This window comes from Acidovorax sp. GW821-FHT10E03, from assembly GCF_059415205.1.
In genome coordinates this window covers 116,174-138,212 of sequence record NZ_JBWKMU010000005.1, presented here as the reverse complement: position 1 = coordinate 138,212, position 22,039 = coordinate 116,174, and the positions used below count along the sequence as shown (strand labels likewise).

13 protein-coding genes are annotated in these 22,039 nt (G+C 63.1%); 4 read left to right on the top strand and 9 right to left on the bottom strand.

All coding sequences use genetic code 11. The features are described 5' to 3' along the window. Nucleotides 1–123: 123 nt before the first annotated feature. From AC07OD_RS10430 to AC07OD_RS10420, 3 genes are all read right to left on the bottom strand, one after another. Nucleotides 124–2,256, bottom strand: a complete 2,133-nt coding sequence (locus tag AC07OD_RS10430; RefSeq protein ID WP_494596493.1) for a TonB-dependent receptor — start codon at nt 2,254–2,256, stop codon at nt 124–126. A 174-nt stretch (nt 2,257–2,430) separates the two neighbouring features. After that, nucleotides 2,431–3,963 carry a PepSY-associated TM helix domain-containing protein gene (locus AC07OD_RS10425; RefSeq protein ID WP_494596491.1) on the bottom strand — a complete coding sequence of 511 codons (1,533 nt, stop codon included), beginning with the start codon at nt 3,961–3,963 and terminating at the stop codon, nt 2,431–2,433. Further along, nucleotides 3,960–4,250 carry a hypothetical protein gene (locus tag AC07OD_RS10420; protein WP_218296194.1) on the bottom strand — a complete coding sequence of 97 codons (291 nt, stop codon included), beginning with the start codon at nt 4,248–4,250 and terminating at the stop codon, nt 3,960–3,962. The genes AC07OD_RS10425 and AC07OD_RS10420 overlap by 4 nt, the downstream gene beginning before the upstream one ends. A 1,427-nt stretch (nt 4,251–5,677) precedes the next feature. Between AC07OD_RS10420 and AC07OD_RS10415 the strand changes: the two genes are divergently transcribed. Beyond that, entirely contained in the window at nt 5,678–8,470 is a 2,793-nt protein-coding gene (locus AC07OD_RS10415) for an IPTL-CTERM sorting domain-containing protein (protein WP_494596489.1), read from the top strand. 345 nt (nt 8,471–8,815) lie between these two features. Here AC07OD_RS10415 and AC07OD_RS10410 read toward each other — a convergent pair whose 3' ends face one another. The 4 genes from AC07OD_RS10410 to AC07OD_RS10395 all read right to left on the bottom strand — a co-directional run bounded on the left by AC07OD_RS10410 (nt 8,816) and on the right by AC07OD_RS10395 (nt 13,426). Next, a complete protein-coding gene (locus AC07OD_RS10410; protein WP_494596487.1) occupies nt 8,816–9,457 on the bottom strand; it encodes a glutathione S-transferase family protein in 642 nt (213 codons plus the stop codon). Between the two features lie 388 nt (nt 9,458–9,845). Beyond that, nucleotides 9,846–12,215 carry a heavy metal translocating P-type ATPase gene (locus tag AC07OD_RS10405; RefSeq protein ID WP_494596485.1) on the bottom strand — a complete coding sequence of 790 codons (2,370 nt, stop codon included), beginning with the start codon at nt 12,213–12,215 and terminating at the stop codon, nt 9,846–9,848. Nucleotides 12,216–12,570: 355 nt separating this feature from the next. After that, the gene (cueR, locus tag AC07OD_RS10400) at nt 12,571–13,131 is read right to left on the bottom strand and encodes a Cu(I)-responsive transcriptional regulator (RefSeq protein ID WP_369643419.1); all 561 of its coding nucleotides are present in this window, start codon (nt 13,129–13,131) and stop codon (nt 12,571–12,573) included. A gap of 103 nt (nt 13,132–13,234) precedes the next feature. Then, on the bottom strand, nt 13,235–13,426 hold the full coding sequence (locus AC07OD_RS10395; protein ID WP_218296197.1) for a heavy-metal-associated domain-containing protein: 192 nt from the start codon (nt 13,424–13,426) through the stop codon (nt 13,235–13,237). Between the two features lie 183 nt (nt 13,427–13,609). Between AC07OD_RS10395 and AC07OD_RS10390 the strand changes: the two genes are divergently transcribed. Beyond that, nucleotides 13,610–16,018 (top strand): heavy metal translocating P-type ATPase, encoded by a 2,409-nt coding sequence (locus tag AC07OD_RS10390; protein ID WP_494596482.1) that lies wholly within the window; start codon nt 13,610–13,612, stop codon nt 16,016–16,018. Between the two features lie 268 nt (nt 16,019–16,286). Here the strand turns inward: AC07OD_RS10390 and AC07OD_RS10385 are convergent, their stop codons facing one another. Next, a complete protein-coding gene (locus AC07OD_RS10385; RefSeq protein ID WP_218296199.1) occupies nt 16,287–17,714 on the bottom strand; it encodes an aminotransferase-like domain-containing protein in 1,428 nt (475 codons plus the stop codon). Nucleotides 17,715–17,842: 128 nt separating this feature from the next. Here AC07OD_RS10385 and AC07OD_RS10380 point away from each other — a divergent pair, with 128 nt between their 5' ends. Continuing rightward, entirely contained in the window at nt 17,843–19,126 is a 1,284-nt protein-coding gene (locus tag AC07OD_RS10380; protein ID WP_218296200.1) for a hydroxymethylglutaryl-CoA reductase, degradative, read from the top strand. A 91-nt stretch (nt 19,127–19,217) separates the two neighbouring features. Then, on the top strand, nt 19,218–20,210 hold the full coding sequence (locus AC07OD_RS10375) for a Bug family tripartite tricarboxylate transporter substrate binding protein (RefSeq protein WP_218296201.1): 993 nt from the start codon (nt 19,218–19,220) through the stop codon (nt 20,208–20,210). 258 nt (nt 20,211–20,468) lie between these two features. Here AC07OD_RS10375 and AC07OD_RS10370 read toward each other — a convergent pair whose 3' ends face one another. Continuing rightward, nucleotides 20,469–22,016 (bottom strand): AMP-binding protein, encoded by a 1,548-nt coding sequence (locus AC07OD_RS10370; RefSeq protein ID WP_494596479.1) that lies wholly within the window; start codon nt 22,014–22,016, stop codon nt 20,469–20,471. Nucleotides 22,017–22,039: the final 23 nt, after the last annotated feature.

Genomic DNA, 22,039 nt, shown 5'->3' with positions numbered 1-22,039 from the left:
GTTGCCGCGGACGGACGGTACCGGCGAGGACCCACCGCCGCGCCACAAGCGGTCCTCGCCGGTGCTTTCGAAAGTCAGGCCACGCTGAAAGGCGCCATACCTTCGGCGGGCCTGTCCCCAGCATCAGAACGACACGGTCGCAGACACTTTGAAGGTGCGCGGTGCGCCTGGCATCACGAAGCCGTCACCGAAGATGCCGATCCAGTACTTCTTGTCGGCCACGTTTTCCACGCTGGCGTTGAAACGCACGGGCATGCTGCCGAACCTGGTGGCGTAGCTGGCATTCAGGTCCAGGCGGTTCCAGGAGGGCACGCGCAGCTTGTTGCCCGAATCCGCCCACTGCGAGCTGGTATGGACCACGCGGCCGCCCACCTTCAGACCTTGCACGGGCGTTTGCCAATCCAGGCCGATGCGCGCGCGCAGCTCAGGCGTGCCGTAGGTATCGCGGCCGGTGTTGCGCTGCTCGGATTCGATGTGGGTAACGCCGCCCAGCAGCGACAGGTCTTTGGTCAACATGCCGTACATGCTCCACTCCAGGCCGCGCAGCCGCTGCTCGCCGTCATCGACCATGCGGTTGGCACTGTTGGTGACGAAGGAGGGGCGCTTGATCTCATAGGCGCTGACGGTGTGCGTGAGCGCACCCGTCTGCAGCTTCACGCCCAGTTCGAACTGCTTGGTCTGCTTCGGTGGCAGGGCCTCACCCGTGTTGGCGTAGCCCACTCCAACAATCTGGCCGGGCTCCAGGCCTTCGGTGTAATTGCCAAAGAGCGAGAGGGAATCCCCCCAGGGCCGTACCACGGCGGCGAGCATGGGGGAGAAACGGCTTTCGCTGTATTTTTGCAGCGGCATCTTCACGGTCTGGTGGCGCCCGCCCACTGTCAGCAGCACGGTTTCATGGGCAAAGGCCATGGTGTCGGCGACGGCCAGCGAGCGGTAGTCGTTCACGGTGGTGTAGCCGGTCCACTTGGGCGCTGCGGGAAAGGTGGGCGCCACGGGGTTGTACATGTTGGTGGTGTAGCAGTAGTTGCAGGCGGTGTTGACCGTGCCTTCCTTGTGCTTGAGGATATTGGCCGAAAGCTGCAGGCGGTGCTTGACGCTGCCGGTGTCGAACTTGCCGATCACGCCCGTCTCGGCCGTGCGGCGCTCGGATTCGGTGTGGACGTTGTAGATCGCGCCGCGCGTGGTGCCGTCCGCGCCGGTGACGAAGGCGCGCGTGCCGAACAGCAGGCCGTTGCCCTCGGCCTCGGAGCCACCTATCGCGAAGTACCCTTGCCAGTCGGGCGTGAAGTCGACCTCGGCGCGGGCCAGCGCGCCGCTGTTGTCGTACTGCCCGTGCGTGCCGCGGAACATGTTGGTGTCGCCCTCGGGCGGCGCCAGCAGGCGGCCCACGCCGGGGATCTGGGCGTTGCCCAGAAAGTTGAACATGCCCGGGCTGCCGCCCTCGATCTTGGTGACGCTGCTGTACACGTCCAGCGAGAAGCGCGCGCGGTCGCCCAGGTAGTCCAGCGCCAGAGCCCCCACGCGGCGGGTCTGGTCCTCTTCCTTGGCGCCCATCTCGCCGCTGCCATAGACGCCGTTGAAGCGGATACCCAGGCGCTTTTCATCGCCGAAGCGCTTGCCCACGTCGGCATGGCCCTGCAGGTATGAATGCGTGGCGTAGGTCATCGTCAGGTCGGCGATGGGCTGCGCCAGTGCGCGCTTGGTGACCATGTTGACGGTGCCGGCCACGCTGTTGTTGGGCGGCATACCCGAGAGCAGCACGTTCGGGCCGCGCAGCACCTCGATGCGTTCGAACATCTCCACCGGCACCGCATTGGCCGGGGCGATGCCGTACAGGCCGTTGGTGGCGATGTCCATCGCGCTCATGTCCAGGCCACGCAGGTTGAAGTTCTGCAGCAGGTGGTTCTTGTTGGTGATGAAGACGACCGACGAGTCGTTCTCCAGCACGTCCTGCAGCGTGAGGGCCGACCAGTCCTCGGCCAGCTCGCGCGTGTAGGCGTTGACATGCACGGGCGCCTCCAGGATGGACGTGGCGCCCAGGATGCCCAGGCGCGCGCCCGATGCGGCCTTGTGGCCGGGCGCGCGGGTCGGCAGGTCTTCACGTTCGTACTTGCTGCGCACATTGACTTGCTCCAGCGTGGCGGTGGCCGTGCCGCCGTCCGCGGTCTGCCCTGTGACGGAGGCGCTGAAAGCCAGCCGCGCCAGAGCGATGGGAGTAAGCCGGCCGGTGCGGCCAAAGGATGCTTTGTTGGACATTGCTTCTTGCCGTTATTTGATACGAATGAAAATAATTCTCATTATATTTCATGTTGTAACCGACACCCTGCTGGCGACTGAGTACAGTAGGCCTGTTTCTGGAAGTCAAATTGGCCTCCAGCGCTTATGCAGCAAGCGCAGGCAGCTATGAAAATGAAGTGTTGCGCATGCACATCAGGCAGCCACGCCGACCGGATGCACCTTGGCGCGCTGGCGCCAACCCAGCCATCCGAAGAACAGTGCCAGCAGCAGGCAGGTCAGGCCCAGCAGTACCCCGTCCGGACTGGGGTGCAGCACGGCGGCCACGGGTACCAGCGCATTGCAGATCGCCGTGAACCACAACAGGCCGGGCGCAGCGCGTTCCGTGCCGCGCCAGATCGCCCAGGCGATGCAGGCGAGAAACAGCGTGTAGTACACACCCTGGTGGAGCATGTCGATGTCGCCCACCCTCGGCGCGAACCAGTGCGCCAGGGCAAGCGTCGCGGGTAGCGCCGCAGCGCAGCCCAGGCACACACCCTGCGTGAGCGCGGACACGACACGCACATGGCGCGGCCGCCTCATGGGCTGCCCGTCTTGCGGTTTGCGCGCGCGCTGGGTCCGCGTCTCTATCCACAGCAAATTCCCGGTGTAGAACAGCAGCGCACCCGACAGCCCCAGCAGCAGGTACAGGATGCGCACCGTATCGCCACCATAGCTGCCGAAGTGCAGCGCGAACAGGCTGCTGAGGAGCGCCGTCGACGCATAGCCGCTGGCACCCGGCAGATAGTTGCGATCGTAGATTTCGCCGCTGCCCAGATTCACGAAAGCCAAGCCGTAGCGCGAGGCGCGCTGGAAGTGCCGTTCATCCACGCCCCCCACCAGCCCCACGGGGCCGCTGGGGAGCATCACGTAGTCCAGGCCCAGGGGCGCAAAGCCCGGCGCCTGCTCCTGTACGCGGCGCATGATCTCGCTCGGAGGCAGCCAGTCTGCGCGCGCCACCTGCGGCGGCTTGACACTGTCGCGCGCGACGGTGGCGCGCAGGCCTTCCTGATAGACGAACTTGTCCTGCGCCAGGTAGACCATGTCGTGTAGCCCGAACACGGCGGCGCTCAGTGCGATGACAAGGTGAAACGGCAGGCTGGCCACGCCCAGCAGGTTGTGCACATCCAGCCACATGCGCTTGAGGTTGGATCCCAGGCGCAGATAAAACAAGTCCTTCACCAGCGAAGGCAGCAGCACCACGATGCCTGACACCAGGGCCAGCGCATAGGCCAGAGACACGAGGCCGATCAGCGGCTCGGCCAATTCCAGCGGAATGGGCAGGCCACCCTTGCGATGCAGGTAGTCCACAAAATTGCCGCTGGTGTCGTCCTCGCGCGGCATGGAGTGCATGCGGTGCAATTGACCATCGTTGCCCAGTTGCCACCACACCGCGTCCTGGCCGCGCACCATGTGCGCAAGCGCGGGCTGGGTGTGGTCCGCACTGGGCCAGCGCAAACGCACGCGGCCCTTGAAGTCCGGGTTCGCGTCGAGGAAGACTTTGGCCAGCGCGTCGCCGTCATTGCTGATCGCACGGGATACGGCGGCCGGTGGCTGGGTCCAGCGGGTGATCTCGGCTTCCAGCATCGAGAACGCGCCAGCGTAGAAGGCGACGTACAACACCAGCCCGCAGAGGATGCCAACCCAGGTGTGAACCGCCAGGTAGTCGCGAACGGTCTGCGCCTTCATTGCAATACCTTCCAGGCGGTGAAAGCAGCTGCATTGGCCAGCAGGAAAACTGCCAGGCATTGCCGGCGGCTTCGGGCCAGGAATGCCGCGCACGGCACGGCCGCCCACAGCAGGACCGCCAGCCACATGGCAATTTGGTCGCGTACCGGCACATGGCTTGGCAAGAGCCCGCCGTACATCAGCAGCCAACTGAGCCACAGTGCCAATGGAAAGCCAAGAAGAAAACCCGTCAATCCCTTGAAGAGCAGATGACGGGGCGCTGCGTCGGGATCTTTGCGACGACTCATCGCACAGCTCTTTTGGAAGCGCCACGGCGCCTGGCCTGGCAGTAGCTCAGGCAGGGTATCGCCAGCATGGCCACCCCCAACACGAAGGCGATGGACACGGCCAGCCCCATGCCACTGGCGTGGATGCCACCTACAGCGACCAGCGCCGCCGCCATTCCCACCGCTGCGTACGGCCACCTCTGGTGCGGCCCGTCCGCACGGGGAGTGGCGCGCAGAACCAGCCAGCCACACGCAAAGGTCAGAAGAATACCGATCAACATGTATGCAATTGAGAATAAGAATTGCTACCAATGTTAATCGGTCCCCGTGAACGCCCTGAACCGGGTGCCACCTCAGGGCGCTTTTCGACCCGAAAACCCGTGCCCATGCCGTGTTCATCGCCCCCGCACGCAGCTCTGCGAGAGGCCCAGCCACAAGGCTTGATCACCTTCCGCGTGAACGAACCCGGCAGCGCACGCCACGCCACCGAATGGAAGGCCGCATGGGGAAGGGGGCCGGTATCGAGCACATCCGACGGTTGCCCCCGTTTGCTTCAGTGCAAAGGACTTCATCTGCGGCATGGGGGCGCCGTATTGGCGGGGGTACCGAATTGCAATAAGTCCGTTCACAGATGGGGCTCGCCGCACGTAGCGCAGGCATGGCCCCCATCGATCAGGCCGTGATCGAGATTGCAAACAATAGTCAATTCTCGGATTTTTGATTTATGGCGAGTTACCGTATGTGACATGAGTATTGGGCAGCTGGAGCAATTTGCCCCAACGTCCTATTTCACCATGTCACAAAAATCGCTCGCCCCACTGATTGCACGGTTGCCTTTGCATGGGCACCTATACGGTGCCTTGCTTGACAGCACATGACGGCTTGAAATCGCCGTGCGTGGCGGCCTGAAGAGCTGCGTCGCAGAAGGCGCACCTGCAGTCCCCGCATCAAACCGCTGATGAGCGAAATGCCGGCGGCAATTTACTCGAGACCGTGCCGAGGGGGATGGCTCGGCAGTGAGGTCCGCGTCCTGGCGTTCGGATGCAGTCGCACCTGCGCTGCACAGCGTCCAATCGGCGCGCTGTAGCACTTGTCGGCCACGGGTTGGGCCTGGAGGGCTGACCGGGAAACCCCGGAGGCGCCGGTTAGTTATCTGCAGATTGGCTAGTCCATTGGCGTTGGCACGACCGTGCGTCGTTTTCGGCGTATCGAATCTCGACGTGATTTCCGCACTGCCGTAACGCGCTGAATGTCCTTTGTGCGATGCCGCAGGCATTGCGCCCATTTTGGACAGGGGCAGGATTTTTTTCGCTGGGCCCCTCGTTTCATGACGCGGACCCACGATCCGAAAGTTGTTTGTTGTATGTCTGCTCACTGCTTCACCGTTCTGAGCAGCGTTTAAATCCAAAGAGGAAATCGTGTTGAAAAGAACAAATGGTTGGAGAACCATGCATGCCTTGGTTCACAAGTTCCTGCGCGGCGTGGCCGCGATAGGTGTTGGGGGGATGCTTCTGGCAGCGCATCCGGCGCACGCCGAATTCGTCAATGGCGGGTTTGAGGGCGGCACGTTTGGCAGCGAATGGATCAAAACGACTCTGCAGAACAACGGCGTGCCCACAGTTAGTACGCACACCATCAACCCCAAATCCATCAAGGATCTGAATCTTCGGGCCAATGCTGGTGACGCGGGATATGACCCCAATCTCTATACCACCACGGGGACGGCACCAGACGCCACGGACCTGTCCGTGGTGCTGGATGCAGGTGGCGCGGGCGCTCGCAGCCAACAGGATCATCTGCTCACTGGCGCCATCCCCGCTGCCTCCTTGCGCTGGCCCTTTGCTGGCAACAACAGTGCTTTGGTGAATCTGAATCCACTTGGATCCACCCAGGCAACGCGTCATATCGCCCGAAGTGGCAGCCCGACCCTGGGGAACCCGCCCGTGCAGTACACGAGCCATGCTTCCCGTGCCAGCTCCATTCGGCAACGCGCCCAAGTGACGGCTGCCGATGTGGACGCAGATGGCAAGGTACACGTTCGCTTCGCCATGACGCCCGTGCTTGACAACCCAGGATTGATCAAAGTGCTGGGTGGCACCGTGAGTGCTGCTTCCGGCTCCCCCATCGTCACAGGCACGGGGACCAATTTCACGGCCACGGTGAGCCCTGGAAACTATGTGCGTCTTGGCACAAACAATACGGATCGTCAGGTACTTTCCGTTGACAGTGACACGCAAATTACGCTGACCAGTAACGCCACTAACGTGACAAATGGTGCGGTATATGTTTCCAGCGTTTCCGGTGGGCATTTCTCCGAAGAACAGCCCTACTTTGCGGTCGAAGTGCGCAAGATCACGTCGGCCGTGGATTCCACCCCTGTTCCTGTGCCCGGTGCCCCCGCGAGCTCCCCTGGCCAGTTGTTCTTCACCTTCAACTTCTCCAACCAGCCAGGGACCGTGTGGCATGACACCACGAACAACACCCGGAACTACGCCTATTCGGAATTCATCACTTTTGACATAGCCCCCGGCAATGCCAAACTGCAGGTGGGCGACTGGATCGAGCTTGAACTGGTGGCGGCGGGTTGCTCTCCTGGCGGGCACGAAGGCCATGTGCATGTGGACAGCTTTAGCTTCAGGCTCCCCGACGTGTTGTGGGTGAGCGTCTCTGGCCCCGTGTCTGTCAGCAGCGCCAATGGCACTCAGATCACCTACACCTATACCTACACCAACAAGACCAGCGACCCAGTGAGCAACGCCACTGTGACGCCGGTGATGCCGCAAGACAATTCGGCCGTCCCTCAAAACGTGACCTACGTGTCTTCCAGTGGAGGAAACTGCACGCCGGCTTCTGGTGGCGCCACTGCCACACCGCCAACGCCAGGCGGCTCCCTGAGTTGCAACGTGGGTACGTTGGCGCCGGGGCAGTCGGGGTCTTTTACTGTCACCGTAGTTGTTCCCGATGGGGCAATGGGGCCCATCAACAACGGGAACTACACCATCGCGGGTGACGCGGTCGATCCGCTTCCCGGCCCCATGTGGAAAACGGATCTGGTAAGCCCTTCGACGCTCAGCGACATGGACGTGGATGCGGTGACTCTGAACCTGCCACCGACTGCCAATGTAGGCACGCTTTACACCGGCTCGTATACCTGCACCAACAAGGGGGCTGCTGCCGCGGATGTTGCAACATGCGATGCCGCAAACCTGCCCGCAGGCGTGGGCGTCTCGGCATGTACCGTGAGCCCGGCCAATACGCCCTGGACCCAGCCAGGTACCGTGCCTTCCGGAGAGACTGTGACATGTCAAGTTTCTGGAACACCCACCACAACGGGTAGCGTGACCGTGCATGTGACCACCGGGGCCGACAACGATCCGAATACGCTGAACAATGAACGTACCGCCATCATCGCCATCGCTGGTGTCCTACCTACGCCTGACATGGCGATCGACTTGGCAGGTATTCCGCCCTCAGGGACAGTTGGTGTGCCCTACAGCGGTAGCTTCACATGCCAGAACATCGGTGCCGCCACGGCGCTCACCGGCACCACCTGCGCCGTGGGAGGGCTCCCGGCAGGGGTGAACCAAGGGGCCTGCAGCATCAGCACAGGCGGCGCCTGGATCGCCGGAAACGCCGTACCTGCGGGGGCCTTCGTCACCTGTGCGGTGAGCGGCACGCCAACCAGCTCTGGTGGTTTGACCGTGAACGGCACCACCGGCGCCACGGGCGACATCAATGTCGGCAACAACACAGCATCGAAGCCTGTGTCTATGACGACGGCCCCGGATGTACTGGTGGATGTGAGCGGGTTGCCTGCCACTGCAAGAGTGGGTGTCTCTTACACAGGGAGCTACACCTGCACCAACGCTGGTTCTGCCGATGCGGTGGCCAGCACGAGTTGCTCTGTCGCCGGTCTGCCTCCGGGCCTGTCCACGAGCTCCTGCACGGTCAGCCCTGGGGCCTCGGCATGGGTCGCAGGGAACGCCATTCCCCAAGGCCAGACGGTGACATGCCAGGTGAGCGGCACCCCCACGACCTTGGGGACGGCTACCGCCAACGGCACAACGGGTGCAGCAGGCGACGGTGATACATCCAACAATACGCAGTCGCGCGTCATCGCCGTAGAAGCGGCCAATGCTCCGGCATCGATTCCCACGCTCTCGGAATGGGGACTTGTCATGCTGTCCAGCTTGATGGTCACGATGGGCCTGATCCGTCGCAAGCGCGCGCTCGTCCCATAGTAAATAGATTGCGTTAGGCGGTCGTCATCGTGTCCACCAACCGATAACGGTGGACACCATGACGCGTTCAAGCTGCAACTCCTTTTCAATTGCGAAATATGTCGCCCAACTGCGCGTCCTGACTTCGGTCGGCTGCGCGGACGTCCGCTGTTGCCACGGCAGGCACGGTGCGAACCCGACAAGCAATGTGCGCAGACCGCATAGGGCCGCGCCAAGCAGTCACACGGGCGCGCTGCCGGTGGATGCCCGTCAGCTGAGGCATATGCGCGTGAACGCAACGCGCGGGCACGCCATCCGGTTGCGTCCATTGCAGCGGCTTTTCATGGTGGCGCTGCCAGGGCCAGATCAAGGCGCAGCGGACAGCAGTTCGCGAGGAGGCTGCCAGCCCGGCAGTTGCTGGATTCGACGCAGCCAGGCACGCACGTGTGGCAGAACATCGAGCCCCACGTCATCCGCCCAGAACAGGTAGCCGCAGAGCGCGCAATCAGCGACCGATAGTTGCTCGTCGAGGATGAATGCGCGTCCGTCGCTCAGCTCGGCCTCAAGCCGCGCTATGTCGCGCTGATAGCGCGCCAGCAGCCATTCCGGTGTGCCGCCGGGATACTCCTGCGGGGCAAACTGGCGGGCAAACCGAACATGTGGCAGCGACAGGCCGAGACGATTGGCTTCCCAGAACAGCCATTCGCGCACACGCGCCATGCGCTGCGGGCTCTCGCCACCCAGGCGCTGCAGGCGCTCTGCCAGCAGGCACAGAATGGCGTTGGACTGCACGAAACTCTCCGCTCCCCACACCAGGAGCGGTACCTCATTGAAACGCGCCAGGCTGCGAAATGGCTCCGGTCGTTGTTCAGGCGACACAAAGATGTCGATATGGACATAGTCATGCTCAACCTGCCCAAACACCAATGCCAGGCGCACCTTGTTGCTATGGCCAGATTCACGGTTGCCGTAGAGGGTGATGCCGGTTGGTGTGAGCGGGGGCGTCATATCGGGTTCCTGGGAGGTATCCATCTGGGAGTCATTCTCTGCAGAGAGCATACGAGACGAGCCCGTCATGCCGGATGCGGCGTGTGGGCGCCGTCAGGACCACATGATTGGCCGTTCACCGCTCACCACTCATCGCAATTGGCATTGAATGCGAGTCGGCAAAAAGCCGCGCAAGCGCATCGATCAACTCGGGCCCATGGCCCACCGAGCCCCCCGGAGCGGCACCGCAGACGGCTTCCATCACCGTCGTGGTGCCCGCCAGACCGAAGCCGTCGGAAACGGGCCTGCGAGCACCGTGCATGCTGACAGGATGCCGGTTTCCTTGCTGTCTTGCGGAAATGCCGGCCAGGGACCTCACTCAGATCAACTCGGTGCCTGCAGGTCCATCTCAGCCCTTGCGAAGCCGCAGGGCGTTGGTGATCACCGAGGCAGAACTCAGGCTCATCGCCAGGGCCGCGATCATCGGCGACAGCAGCCAGCCGGTGAAGGGATACAGCAGCCCTGCCGCAATCGGTATGCCCAGCGCGTTGTAGAGGAAGGCGAACATGAGATTCTGCTTCATGTTGCCCACCGTCGCCTCGGACAGTTCCCGCGCTGTGGAAATACCCCGCAGATCGCCCTTGACCAAGGTGACCTGTGCGCTGTTCATCGCCACGTCGGTGCCGGTGCCCATCGCGATCCCCACATCCGCCTTGGCAAGGGCGGGCGCGTCGTTGATCCCGTCCCCCGCCATGGCGACAACACGGCCTTCGGCCTGCAGCCGCGACACCAGGGCCAGCTTGTCCGCAGGCTTGACCTCGCCATGGACCTCATCAATCCCCAGCTTGGCCCCCACCGCCTTGGCGGTGGTCATGCCGTCGCCCGTGGCCATGACAATGCGCAGTCCCGCCGCGTGCAAGGTCGCCAGCGCTTCGGGCGTGCTGGCCTTGATGGCATCCGAGACCGCCAGCAGGCCTTGAAGCTGGCCATCGGCCGCCAGGTACATCACGCTGGCGCCTGTGGCGCGCAAGGCCTCTGCCTGCGCAAGCAGCGGATCCGCAGAAACGCCCACCTGCTCCATGAGGACCGTGTTTCCCAGGGCGATCTGGCGCCCGCCGACCCGTCCGCGTACGCCGATGCCCGACCCGGACTCGAAGTCCTCGGGCTTGTCCAGGGCCAGCCCCTTGGCGCGGGCCGCCTGCACAATGGCGTCGGCCAGCGGGTGCTCGCTGCCTTGGTCCAGGCTGGCAGCCAGACGCAACACTTCGTCGTTGGATATGCCGGGCATGGCCACCACACGCTCGAAGGAGGGTTTGCCCTCTGTGAGCGTGCCAGTCTTGTCCACGATCAGCGTGTCCACCTTGCGCAGGTTCTCGATGGCTGCCGCGTCCCTGAACAGCACGCCACGGGTCGCCCCCCGGCCCGTGGCCACCATGATGGACATGGGTGTTGCCAGGCCCAACGCGCAGGGACACGCGATGATCAGCACGGCCACGGCATTGACCAGGCCATAGACCCACCGTGGCTCAGGACCGAACAGGCCCCACGCGAAGAGCGTGAGCAACGCGATACCGACCACGGCCACCACGAAGTACCCCGCCACCTGGTCCGCCATGCGCTGCATGGGGGCCCGTGAGCGCTGTGCCTGGGCCACCATCTGAACGATCTGGGACAGCATGGTGGCGGAGCCCACCCGCTCCGACCGGATCACGAGCGCTCCGTTGGTATTGAGCGTGGCACCGATGACTGCATCCCCGGGCCCTTTGACGATGGGCACCGGCTCGCCAGTGAGCATGGCTTCGTCCACGGCGCTGCTCCCCTCGACGACCACGCCATCCACCGGCACCTTCTCCCCGGGGCGCACGCGCAGCAGGTCACCCACATGGACGTGGGACAGCGGCACGTCGCTCTCCTGGCCGTTGGCGTCGATGCGCCGCGCCGTCTTGGGAGCCAGGCCCAACAGCGATTTGATGGCGGCCGAGGTCTGGGAGCGCGCTTTCAGCTCCAGCATCTGGCCGAGGAGCGTGAGCGAGATGATGACGGCTGCAGCTTCGAAATACACCGCCACGCGCCCCATGGCCTGGAACGAGGCGGGAAACACCCCCGGCGCAACGGTCGCGACCACGCTGTAGACGAAAGCGGCACCGGTGCCCAGGCTGATCAGCGTCCACATATTGGGGCTGCGGTTCACGACCGACTGCGCACCGCGCACGAAGAAGGGCCAGCCCGCCCACAGAACGATGGGAACGGTCAACACCAGCTCGATCCAGCTCTGCGTGGCCATCTCGAACCACTGCAAGCGGTGCCCAAGCATGGCCAGGACGGTGACCACCACAGTGAGAGGCAGCGTCCACCAGAAGCGATGCCGGAAATCCACGAGTTCGGCGTTTTCTCCCTCATCGAGCGTGGGCAGCATGGGCTCCAGTGTCATGCCGCACTTGGGGCAGTTCCCGGGGTGGTCCTGCTGCACCTCCGGGTGCATGGGACAGGTGTAGATCGTGCCGGGTTGCGCCGCTGCGGGCTTGGGCTGAGGGGCGCGGTCGCTCCGCGGCGTGGTGAGGAATTTTTGCGGCGCTTCCACAAAGCGTGTTTTGCACTTGACGCTACAAAAGTAGTAGCGATGTCCTTCGTGCTCTGCCGAGTGATGCAACTGGTCCGTCACCTCCATGCCGCAGACTGGATCTTTCAACCCTGTTGATGGAGCAGGTGAATGCCCGTGATGGCCCTCATGATGCTGATGTCCGTGGCTTGCGTGATCGTGCGGTGCTGCAGCTGGCATGGATGGCCTCCCTATCGATGTGTTGAAAGTCTGCCGAGGTTATTTTTTGTCCGATTCCTCTCCAGGCGCTGTGTGGCGGGGTCGTTGTTCATGGCGTTCTCCAAGAAGTCCTCAAGATGGTGCGAGACCTTGTTGGAACGTTAAGGCTTGACACGGTGGGAATGTCAAGCGCCCACAGCGGCCGCCCTTGAGATCCAGTTCATGGTGATCGATGAGGGCTGCAAGACGGTCGTCAGCGCCATCGAGCATGCCAGGCAAGCCGGTGCGTGAGGCCGCGCCGCACAAGAAGGCCCTGCCACGGTCGGCCACCATCGCGGCACAAGGCGATGGTTCCATGGTCCCACCGCGGCCTGGTTCAGTGCCCCCCTCGATGTACGTGGACACCTCGCATCCACGTCATGAGATCCAGATGACTGTTCGTCGGCGCGTGGGTCGCTTCAAGGTGTGTTCTGGACGCCTTGGCTCCGCGCCGAGTGGGCTTGACGAAACTGGCGTTGTGGTTGGGCTTCGACGGACTGTCCGCCGCCAGGTTGTCCAGGATTGCGCAATGCGCATGGTCGTCGCCAGCGCACACAGAAACCAACTGCTCCAACGCCGATTTCATCTCGACAATCTCCCGCAGCTTCTCCTCCAGATCCGCCAGATGGCGCTCGGCAATCGCTTTCACCTGCCGACTGGTGCGGTGCGTGTCGCCCCATTGGCCGATCAACTCCGCAATCTGTGGCATGGAGAATCCGAGGCGGCGCGACTGCCGGATGAAACGCAGTACCGAAACTTCGCGCTCACCGTACTTTCGATAGCCAGACTCGCTGCGCTCGGCTTCTGGCAACAATCCTGTTTGCTCGTAGTGGCGGATCATCTTGGCCGATACGCCTGCCGCCTTGGCTGCATCGCCGATGTTCATGAGTGTGGTCATGGATGCTCCTGTGCAATGGAATAACCCGGTAGCCAGGACTTTCCTCCTTGCCACCGTGTCAATGTCAAGCTCCCCGGACGTTCCTTTTTTTATCCCGACCGAATCAGGCGGGTGGGTATCCGGCCTCGGTCAGTGCCTCGGCCAGTGTCTTGCGGTCTTCCGCGCTTTGCACCGTGACCATCCGCCTGGACATGTCCACCCGCACCTTGCAGTCAGGGTCTGCCATCTGCAGCGTCTGGTTCACCATCCCCGCACAGTGTCCGCAGGTCATGTCGGGAAGTTGGAATTCGTGCATTTTTCACCTCTGGGGAAAAGTTAAGAGGTGCCCAGTCTCCGGTTTGCCACAGGGGCAAGGTCAAGTGGCCGGATGGTGGCCTGCCCAAGACATGCTGACTCGTTTGCGTCTCCCACCGTGTCAACCCTGAAAGTCCGGGCTGTGCCGGATACCGCCGGAGTTGAACACCACTTGGAGATTGTCATGAATACCCCCGTGAATGAAGCGGCCTCGTCCGCCGCCCTGTCGAGCGCACACCTGAATCTCCCGATTCTGGGCATGACCTGCGGCTCCTGCGTTGGGCGGGTTGAAAAGGCACTGAAAGCCGTACCCGGTGTCCGCGAGGTGACCGTGAACATTGCCACGGAGCGCGCCACCGTGGTGGCCGCCGCCACGGTGGCAGTCACTGCTCTGGCTGCGGCCGTGCAAAAGGCGGGATACGCAGTGGCGGAGGAATCCATGGAGTTGCTGATCGGCGGGATGACGTGCGCTTCGTGCGTTGGACGTGTCGAAAAGGCGCTGAAGGCCGTGCCTGGCGTAAAGCATGCCGAAGTCAATCTGGCCACCGAGCGTGCGCAGATTCGTTTCGATGCAGGCTTGCCACCCGAACGTCTGGTAGCCGCCGTTGCAAAGGCGGGCTATGAGGCCCAGATGGTGGATGCGAGCACTCCGGCTGAACCCGCGAATCAGTCTGCGCCTTGGTGGCCGGTCGCGCTGGCGGGGGGCCTGTCCGTTCCTCTGGTGTTGCCTATGGTGGGCATGCTGTTCGGCCAGGACTGGACACTCAACGGCTGGATTCAACTCGCCTTGGCCACGCCAGTGCAATTCTGGCTGGGAGCGCGGTTTTACCGTGCCGGCTGGAAGGCGCTGCGTGCAGGGGCAGGAAACATGGATCTGCTGGTGGCGCTGGGTACGTCGGCCGGGTACGGCTTGAGCTTGTATCTGTTGTTCAAGCACGCCGAGCACGGCACCCCCCACCTGTATTTTGAAGCCTCCGCAGTCATCGTCACGCTTGTCCTTCTGGGGAAGTGGCTGGAGGCCCGGGCCAAGCGGCAAACCACTGAGGCCATCCGGGCGCTGCATGCGCTGCGCCCGGAGATTGCGCGCGTGCGCACTGATGCCGGTGACATCGATCTACCGCTTTCACGTGTGAAAGTAGGTGATACGGTGGTTGTTCGTCCAGGGGAAAGAGTCCCGGTGGATGGCGCCGTGATCGAAGGCGCCAGCCAGGTGGATGAGTCATTGATCACCGGGGAGAGCCTGCCCGTGGCGAAGCACGTCGGTGACAAGGTGACGGGGGGCGCAGTGAACGCGGAAGGCTTGCTGCTGGTGCGCACCACCGCCATTGGCGCTGAGTCAACCCTGTCGCGCATCGTGCGCATGGTCGAGTCGGCACAGGCCAAGAAGGCTCCCATCCAGCGGATAGTGGATGAAGTGAGTGCGGTCTTTGTGCCCGTGGTGCTCGGCCTTGCTGCCATCACACTGATGGGCTGGGGCTTCGCCACTGGCCACTGGGAGCAGGCGATCCTCAATGCCGTCGCGGTACTTGTCATTGCGTGCCCTTGTGCGCTGGGCTTGGCGACTCCCACCGCGATCATGGCGGGCACCGGCGTAGCAGCACGCCACGGTATTCTGATCAAGGATGCCGAAGCACTTGAAGTTGCCCACCGCATCGACACCGTGGCGTTCGACAAGACCGGCACCCTGACCGAGGGCAAGCCCACCTTGACGGCAGCGATACCCGCCGAAGGCCACCAGGATCAGCTGCTGCCGTTTGCGGCCGCCATTCAGAACGGCAGCGAGCATCCGCTGGCGAAGGCGGTGATGGATGCAGCGCGCATCCAGGGCGTGATCGTGCCTCGGGCCACCGAGGTCACTGCCGTGCCTGGCAGAGGTATGTCTGCTGTCGTCAAAGGACGCCAGATCCGCCTGGGAAGCACGCGTTACATGGATGAGCTAGGCGTCAACACGGCCAGCCTGACGGTGACCGCCGCACAGATGCAGCACGAAGGCCGCACTGTGTCCTGGTTGGCCGACGTGACCGATGCGCCAGAAGTGGTGGGACTCTTGGCGTTTGGAGACACCGTCAAGCCCAGCTCCCAACAGGCCATTGCCCAACTGCACCGCCTGGGCATCCAGACCGTCCTGGTCACCGGGGACAACAAGGGAAGCGCAGGCGCGGTGGCCCGCGCCTTGGGCATCGATCAGGTTCGCGCCGATGTGCTGCCGGAAGGCAAGGCGGATATCGTGGCCCAGCTCAAGGCCGGTGGCAGACAGGTGGCGATGGTGGGTGACGGGATCAACGACGCGCCCGCTCTGGCGGCTGCAAACGTGGGAATTGCCATGTCCACGGGCACGGACGTGGCCATGCATGCGGCGGGGATCACGCTCATGCGCGGAGACCCTGCGCTGATCGCGGATGCCATCGATATCTCCCGGCGTACCTACGCAAAGATCCGTCAGAACCTGTTCTGGGCATTCGCGTACAACGTGGTCGGGATTCCCCTGGCGGCATTGGGACTGCTGAATCCCATGGTGGCCGGAGCTGCCATGGCCCTGAGCAGCGTGAGTGTGGTGACCAACGCTCTCATGCTACGGTCCTGGAAGAAGTGAGGAACGACCACGGCAGAAAAAGAACCGCAGGCGCTGAGCCACCCCACCCTCGGTGCCTGTCGATCAGATATCGATCTGCCCGGAGTTCTCCCAGGCATCGCCCCCTCATGCCGAGGTAGCGCATGGTCGATTCCAGCCTGGAGTGCCCTGCACCGACAAGTGACTACCGATCTCTCGCTCAGTTTAGATATGCGTCGTTTGAGAGCCTCGAACGACGAAAGCACAACGATTGAGAACCTGCAGCAAGGCTCTTGAGCATCGTGGGACGCTAGGAGGAGCCCAATTGCACCAGCGCGTTTTGGAGGGCTGTTCTGAACCTCGGGTCCATCACCGCCCCCACGTTATAGCGTGACCATGGCGAGGTCGCGGAGGTGTCAACGCTGAAAATCCTGCCCGGAGCCAACCGGATGTTGTGTGGGCGCAGCGAATCTGCAAGGGTCATCGAATCATCCACCCCCGGCATGGATACCCACAGGTAGAGGGACTGGGCGTTCTTTGCGAAGATGTTCGCTCCTACAGATTCGAACAGCGCGCGCGCACCCTCCGTCGCTTCGCCCAGCCGACTGCGCAACCGGGTCAGGTGTCGTTGATAGTGGCCTTCGCTCAACATGACATCGACGGTCCGTTCGCAATACTCAGAACTGCTCACGTGGATCAGCGCTTTCAGATCGGCAAGGTCACTGGCCAAATCCGCGCCGCAAGCAATGAAGCCCACGCGCAGTGCGGCCGAGAACGATTTTGAGAAGCTGCCGATGTAGATCGTGCGCTCGAGTTGGTCCAGAGAAGCCAGGCGTGGCGACGAGGTCGGCTTGAAGTCCGCAAGCGGATCGTTCTCAACGATCAGCAGGTCGTATTTCTGTGCCAGCTGCAGAACACGAAATGCCTTTGCCGCGGACAGGTCCGAGCCTGTCGGGTTGTGTGCGAGCGACTGCGTAAAGAAGAGCCTGGGCCGCTGGGTGATCAACAACTGCTCCAGGGCCTCCAGGTCCGGCCCATCGTGCAGGCGTGGCACGCCCAGCACCTCGGCGCTGGCCATCTTCAACTTGCCAAACAAAGGGTAGTAGCCAGGGTCATCCACCAGAACCTTGCCGCCGGGCGGCACGAAGTAGCGAATAACGATGTCCATCGCCTCATTGGCACCGTGCGTCAGTACGATCTGCCGCGGTTCGGCGCCGATCCCAAAGTCCGCGAGTTTGCGCACCAAATGCTCACGCAGCGGCGCGTACCCGAAGCGGCTGCCATAGCGGAACAGGGAGCCCAGCCCCGTGCGCACGACTTTCTGGTGGTACTTGTCCAGCCTCACATCCGAAAGCCATTCGACTGGCGGGAAGCCATCGGCGATTGCCAAGGCGCCCGGCTCGTTCTTGAGCTGCTCACGCATCAGCCAGACGATGTCCATGGCTCGCCCCAAGCTTCCCGCCTCGTCATCGGCCGCCCTGGAAGGCGGTTTGTCGACCACGAAGTACCCAGCACCGCGGCGGGGTTCAATCAGCCCACGCGAAACGAGCAATTCAAATGCGGTGACCACCGTGTTCTTGGCGTACTTGTGGAGTTCGGCCATCTCACGCAGCGAGGGCAATTTGTCGCCGACCTTGTAGGCACCGTCGCGGATCTGCCGCTCGATGTCGTCGGCGACCGCGACGGGCAAGGTAACTGATCTGGGGCGACGTGTCTGGGAGCTTCCTTCAACTGTCATTGATCAACTATGACACATCGCCGGTCTTTGCCCGGAAAGCAAACTGTTTGGCAAAACTGTACCTTCACTATTTGGTACGGCGGTTTTAAAGTTTGCCCATACCGTATCCACCACCCAGTAGACACCCAATGGTCGATTCACGACTCCCCAATTTCCGCTCACTCACCCCTGCGCAGCGCCTGGAACATGTCGCACGCATCACCAACCTGTCCGAGGGAGACGTCGCGCTCATCAACCAGCCCGGCGCGCTCAGCGTCGAACGTGCCAACGGCATGGTGGAGAACGTCATCGGAACATTCGAACTTCCGTTCGGCATCGGCGGCAACTTCCAGATCAACGGTCGCGATGTCCTGGTACCGATGGTGGTCGAAGAGCCGTCCGTCGTGGCGGCGGCCTCGTTCATGGCCAAGCTGGCCCGCGACTGTGGCGGCTTCGAAACCTCCAGCACGGGGCCGCTGATGCGTGCCCAGGTGCAGGTCATTGGCATCACCGACCCCTATGGCGCCCGCCTGGCGCTCCTGAAGCATCGTGACGAGATCCTGGAGGTCGCCAACAGCCGCGACAAGGTCCTCATCGGCCTGGGCGGCGGCTGCCGCGACATCGAGATCCACGTGTTCCCCGACACGGCCCGCGGTCCCATGGTCGTCATGCACCTGATCGTCGACGTGCGCGACGCGATGGGTGCCAACACCGTCAACACCATGGCCGAATCGGTTTCGCCCCTGGTCGAGAAGCTCACGGGCGGCACCGTGCGGCTGCGCATCCTGTCCAACCTGGCCGACCTGCGTCTGTCACGCGCCCGCGTGCGGCTCACGCCCGAAACGCTCAGAACCAAAGAGCGCAGCGGCGAAGAGATCATCGAAGGCGTGCTCGATGCCTACACCTTCGCAGCCATCGACCCGTACCGTGCGGCCACGCACAACAAAGGCATCATGAACGGCATAGATCCCGTCATCGTTGCCACCGGCAACGACTGGCGCGCGGTCGAGGCCGGCGCCCATGCCTACGCCTGCCGAAACGGCCGCTACACCTCGCTGACGACCTGGGAGAAAGACACCCAGGGCGCGCTGGTCGGCACCATCGAAATGCCCATGCCCGTGGGCCTGGTGGGCGGCGCGACCAAGACACACCCGCTGGCCCGGTTGTCGCTCAAGATCATGGGCGTCAGGTCGGCGCAGGAGCTGGGCGAGGTGGCCGTCGCTGTGGGCCTGGCCCAGAACCTCGGAGCGCTGCGCGCCCTGGCCACCGAAGGGATCCAACGCGGCCATATGGCCCTGCACGCACGCAACATCGCGCTGGTCGCAGGGGCAACGGGTGACGAGATCGAAGTCGTTGCCAGGCGCATGGCCGCGGAGCACGACGTACGCACCGACCGGGCGGTCGTCTTGCTTGAAGAGCTGCGCCAAAACTAAGACAGCCGCCATTGCCGGCGGGGCGGCTGATTCCGCCGGCCTCGAAGCCAGCCAGACCGTTCACCCATCTCATAACTTGGAGACTATCGACATGACACAACCTCAGGTCAAGCGCCGCACCGTGCTCGGTTCCCTCGGCGCCACGATGTTGTCAACGTGGGCGTGCCCCACGCTCGCACAGGGTGCTGTGTTCCCCCACCGTCCGATCAAGATCATCGTCCCCTGGGCTGCGGGGGGCGGCGGCGATGTGATCGTGCGCCTCATGGGAACGAGTCTTCAGAAGCGGCTCGGCCAGGCCGTCGTGGTTGACAACCGCCCCGGCGCCGTCGGAACCATCGGTAGCGTCGCGGCAGCGCGCAGCCCCGCCGACGGCTACACGCTCGTCTACGGCGGCATGGAGTCGCACACCATCGCGCCCCATGCGATGAAGAAGGCACCTTACGACCCCAAGAAGGAATTTGTTGCCATTGCGCCGCTGGGCTTCTTCCCTGCGGCCTTGGTGGTGAGCGCTTCACACCCAGCCAAGAACCTGAACCAGTTCCTGCAGATGGCCAAGGATGCCAAGACCCCGATGAGCTTCGGCTCGTGGAGCACCGCCACGTCCGGACACCTCATGATGGAGGCCCTGAAGGTGGCCAAGAGCGTCGATCTCCTGCATGTGCCCTACAACGGCACCGCGCCCCTGCTCAATGCCCAGCTGTCTCAACAGGTCGATTGTTCCATCAACGTCCTGTCGACCGTGGAACCCCACATCCGCAGCGGTACGCTGCGCCTGCTGGCGGTTTCAATGCCCCAACGCCTGCCGGAGTTTCCGGACGTCCCGACCCTGAAAGAAATCGGTCTCAATGTCGAACGGGGACCATGGGTGGGAATTTTCGGCCCGGCCGGAATGCCGGAAGACGTCATCTCGCGCGTGCACGAGGCAGTCGACGCCACCCTCAGGGAGCCAGCCATCGTCGAGCAGACCAAGAAGATGTTCTTCGTCGTCGAGCACATGGATCAGCGCGCGTACCAGAACTTCTATTTCAGCGAGATCGATCGCTGGGGCCAGTACGTCAAGACGGCCAAGGTGGCCATCGAGTGACCGTGTTGGCGTCGCTTGACGGCACGACGCTGACCGGACGGGCGACCTGCATCGCCCGGGCTTCGACCGGGTTGTTGCCCGGTCAGGAGAAAGGGTGTGCGCTCCAGGCCGGCCATGCCCGAAAAACGGGGCGCCTGTCGCTGCAGGCTGCGGCTTGCTGAAGCGCCCCGAGGCCGGTCATTCTCGCGTCTATCGGCGTGCGCCTGGCTTACCACCGGCGCACCAAAAAAAAGCCACGGGACGCGAGGCTTGCCCGCGTCAAATCAACCTCGTCTCTCGCTCCCAGAAAGGCGCTCGCAGCTTCTTCTTGTCGATTTTTCCAAAGGGGGTCGTTGGCAGCGCATCTGCGAAGATGATTTGCTTCGGTGCAATCAGCGGCCCCTTGCGTTCCCGCACGTAGGCGATCAGGTCAGCTGCCTCGGCTTCAGCCCCGTCCCGCAACACGACGAACGCCGCGACGGCTTCACCCCACGTGGCATGGGGCACGCCGATCACGGCGGCGGATGCGACAGCGGCATGCGCGGCCAGAACATCCTCGACCTCCCGCGGATAGACGTTCGAGCCCCCTGACACGATCATGTCCTTCTTGCGGTCCACAATCGACAGGCGGCCATGCGGATCGGAAAAACCGATGTCCCCGGTGTGCAACCACTCGCCAGCCAGTGCTTGCCGGGTGGCTTCCGGCTGCTCGAGATAGCCTTGCATCACCGACGGGCTTCGCACGCAGATCTCACCGATTTCGCCCGCCGCCAGCGGCTGATTGCTGTCGTCGAGAATCGCGATTTCGGCCGTCGCCATGGGGTAGCCACACGCTGCCAAGGATGCAGGATCGTCCAGATCATGATCCCTGCGGCGCAAGATCGCGATGGGGGTGCATTCTGTCTGCGCATAGACCTGGGAAAAGACCGGGCCGATGCGTTGAATCGCTTCCCTCAGGCGGTCCGGCGAAATGACGGACCCCGCATAGACCACGAGCTCGAGGCTGTCCAGGTCGAACTCCTCGAGTGGCGCATCCAGAAGCTTGTAGATCATCGTGGGCACCATCAGGGTTGCACTGATGCGCTCGCGCTGGATGATCTCCAGTACCTGGCCTGCGTCGAACTTCTTTATCAGATGGACAGTGCCGCCACGCATCAGCGTCGGTGCAATCAACTGTCCTGTGACATGGCTGATCAACGCGATCGCCAAATATTGCACGCCATCGGGCAGCTCCAGTTCGCTGTTCATGGCGATGGACATCAGCGCGACCTGACCTGCCTCGCGCACGATGGCCTTCTGGCGGCCGGTCGTGCCCCCGGTGAAATTCAACGTGCCGATGTCGGTCGCGATCGCCCGCTCGACCGGTTCGACCTGTTCATGCCGGGCGACAAGCGCCAGAAGATCGGCACCGGGTCCAGCCTCTCCCACGTGGAACACGGAAACGCCCGGGAGCGCCTCGGCGAGTTCATGGGCCCGCATTGTGAATCCATCCGTGTCGATGATCAGGACGGTAGCACCCACGTCGCGGATCTGGGACACCTGGGAGTCCAGCGAACTGAGCGGGTGCAGCCAGCTGGTGGCAGCGCCGAGCCCCTGTGCCGCGACGGACGCGCACCAAGTCTCGTACCTGTTTTCCGTCAGCAATGCGACGCGCGCGCCCCGGCGCATGCCGTGCGAACTCAGCACCGCCTGAACTTTCCCCATGAAATCGATGGCGTCTTGATAGAGAACTGCCAATTCGCCCTGGCGGAAGGCTGTGCGGCCCGGGTACTTGCGCAAGGCACGCAGCACCAACGAGAAGAAGGTGGGGGGGTGATGCAGTTTCATATGGCTAAAAATCCCGATTGGTT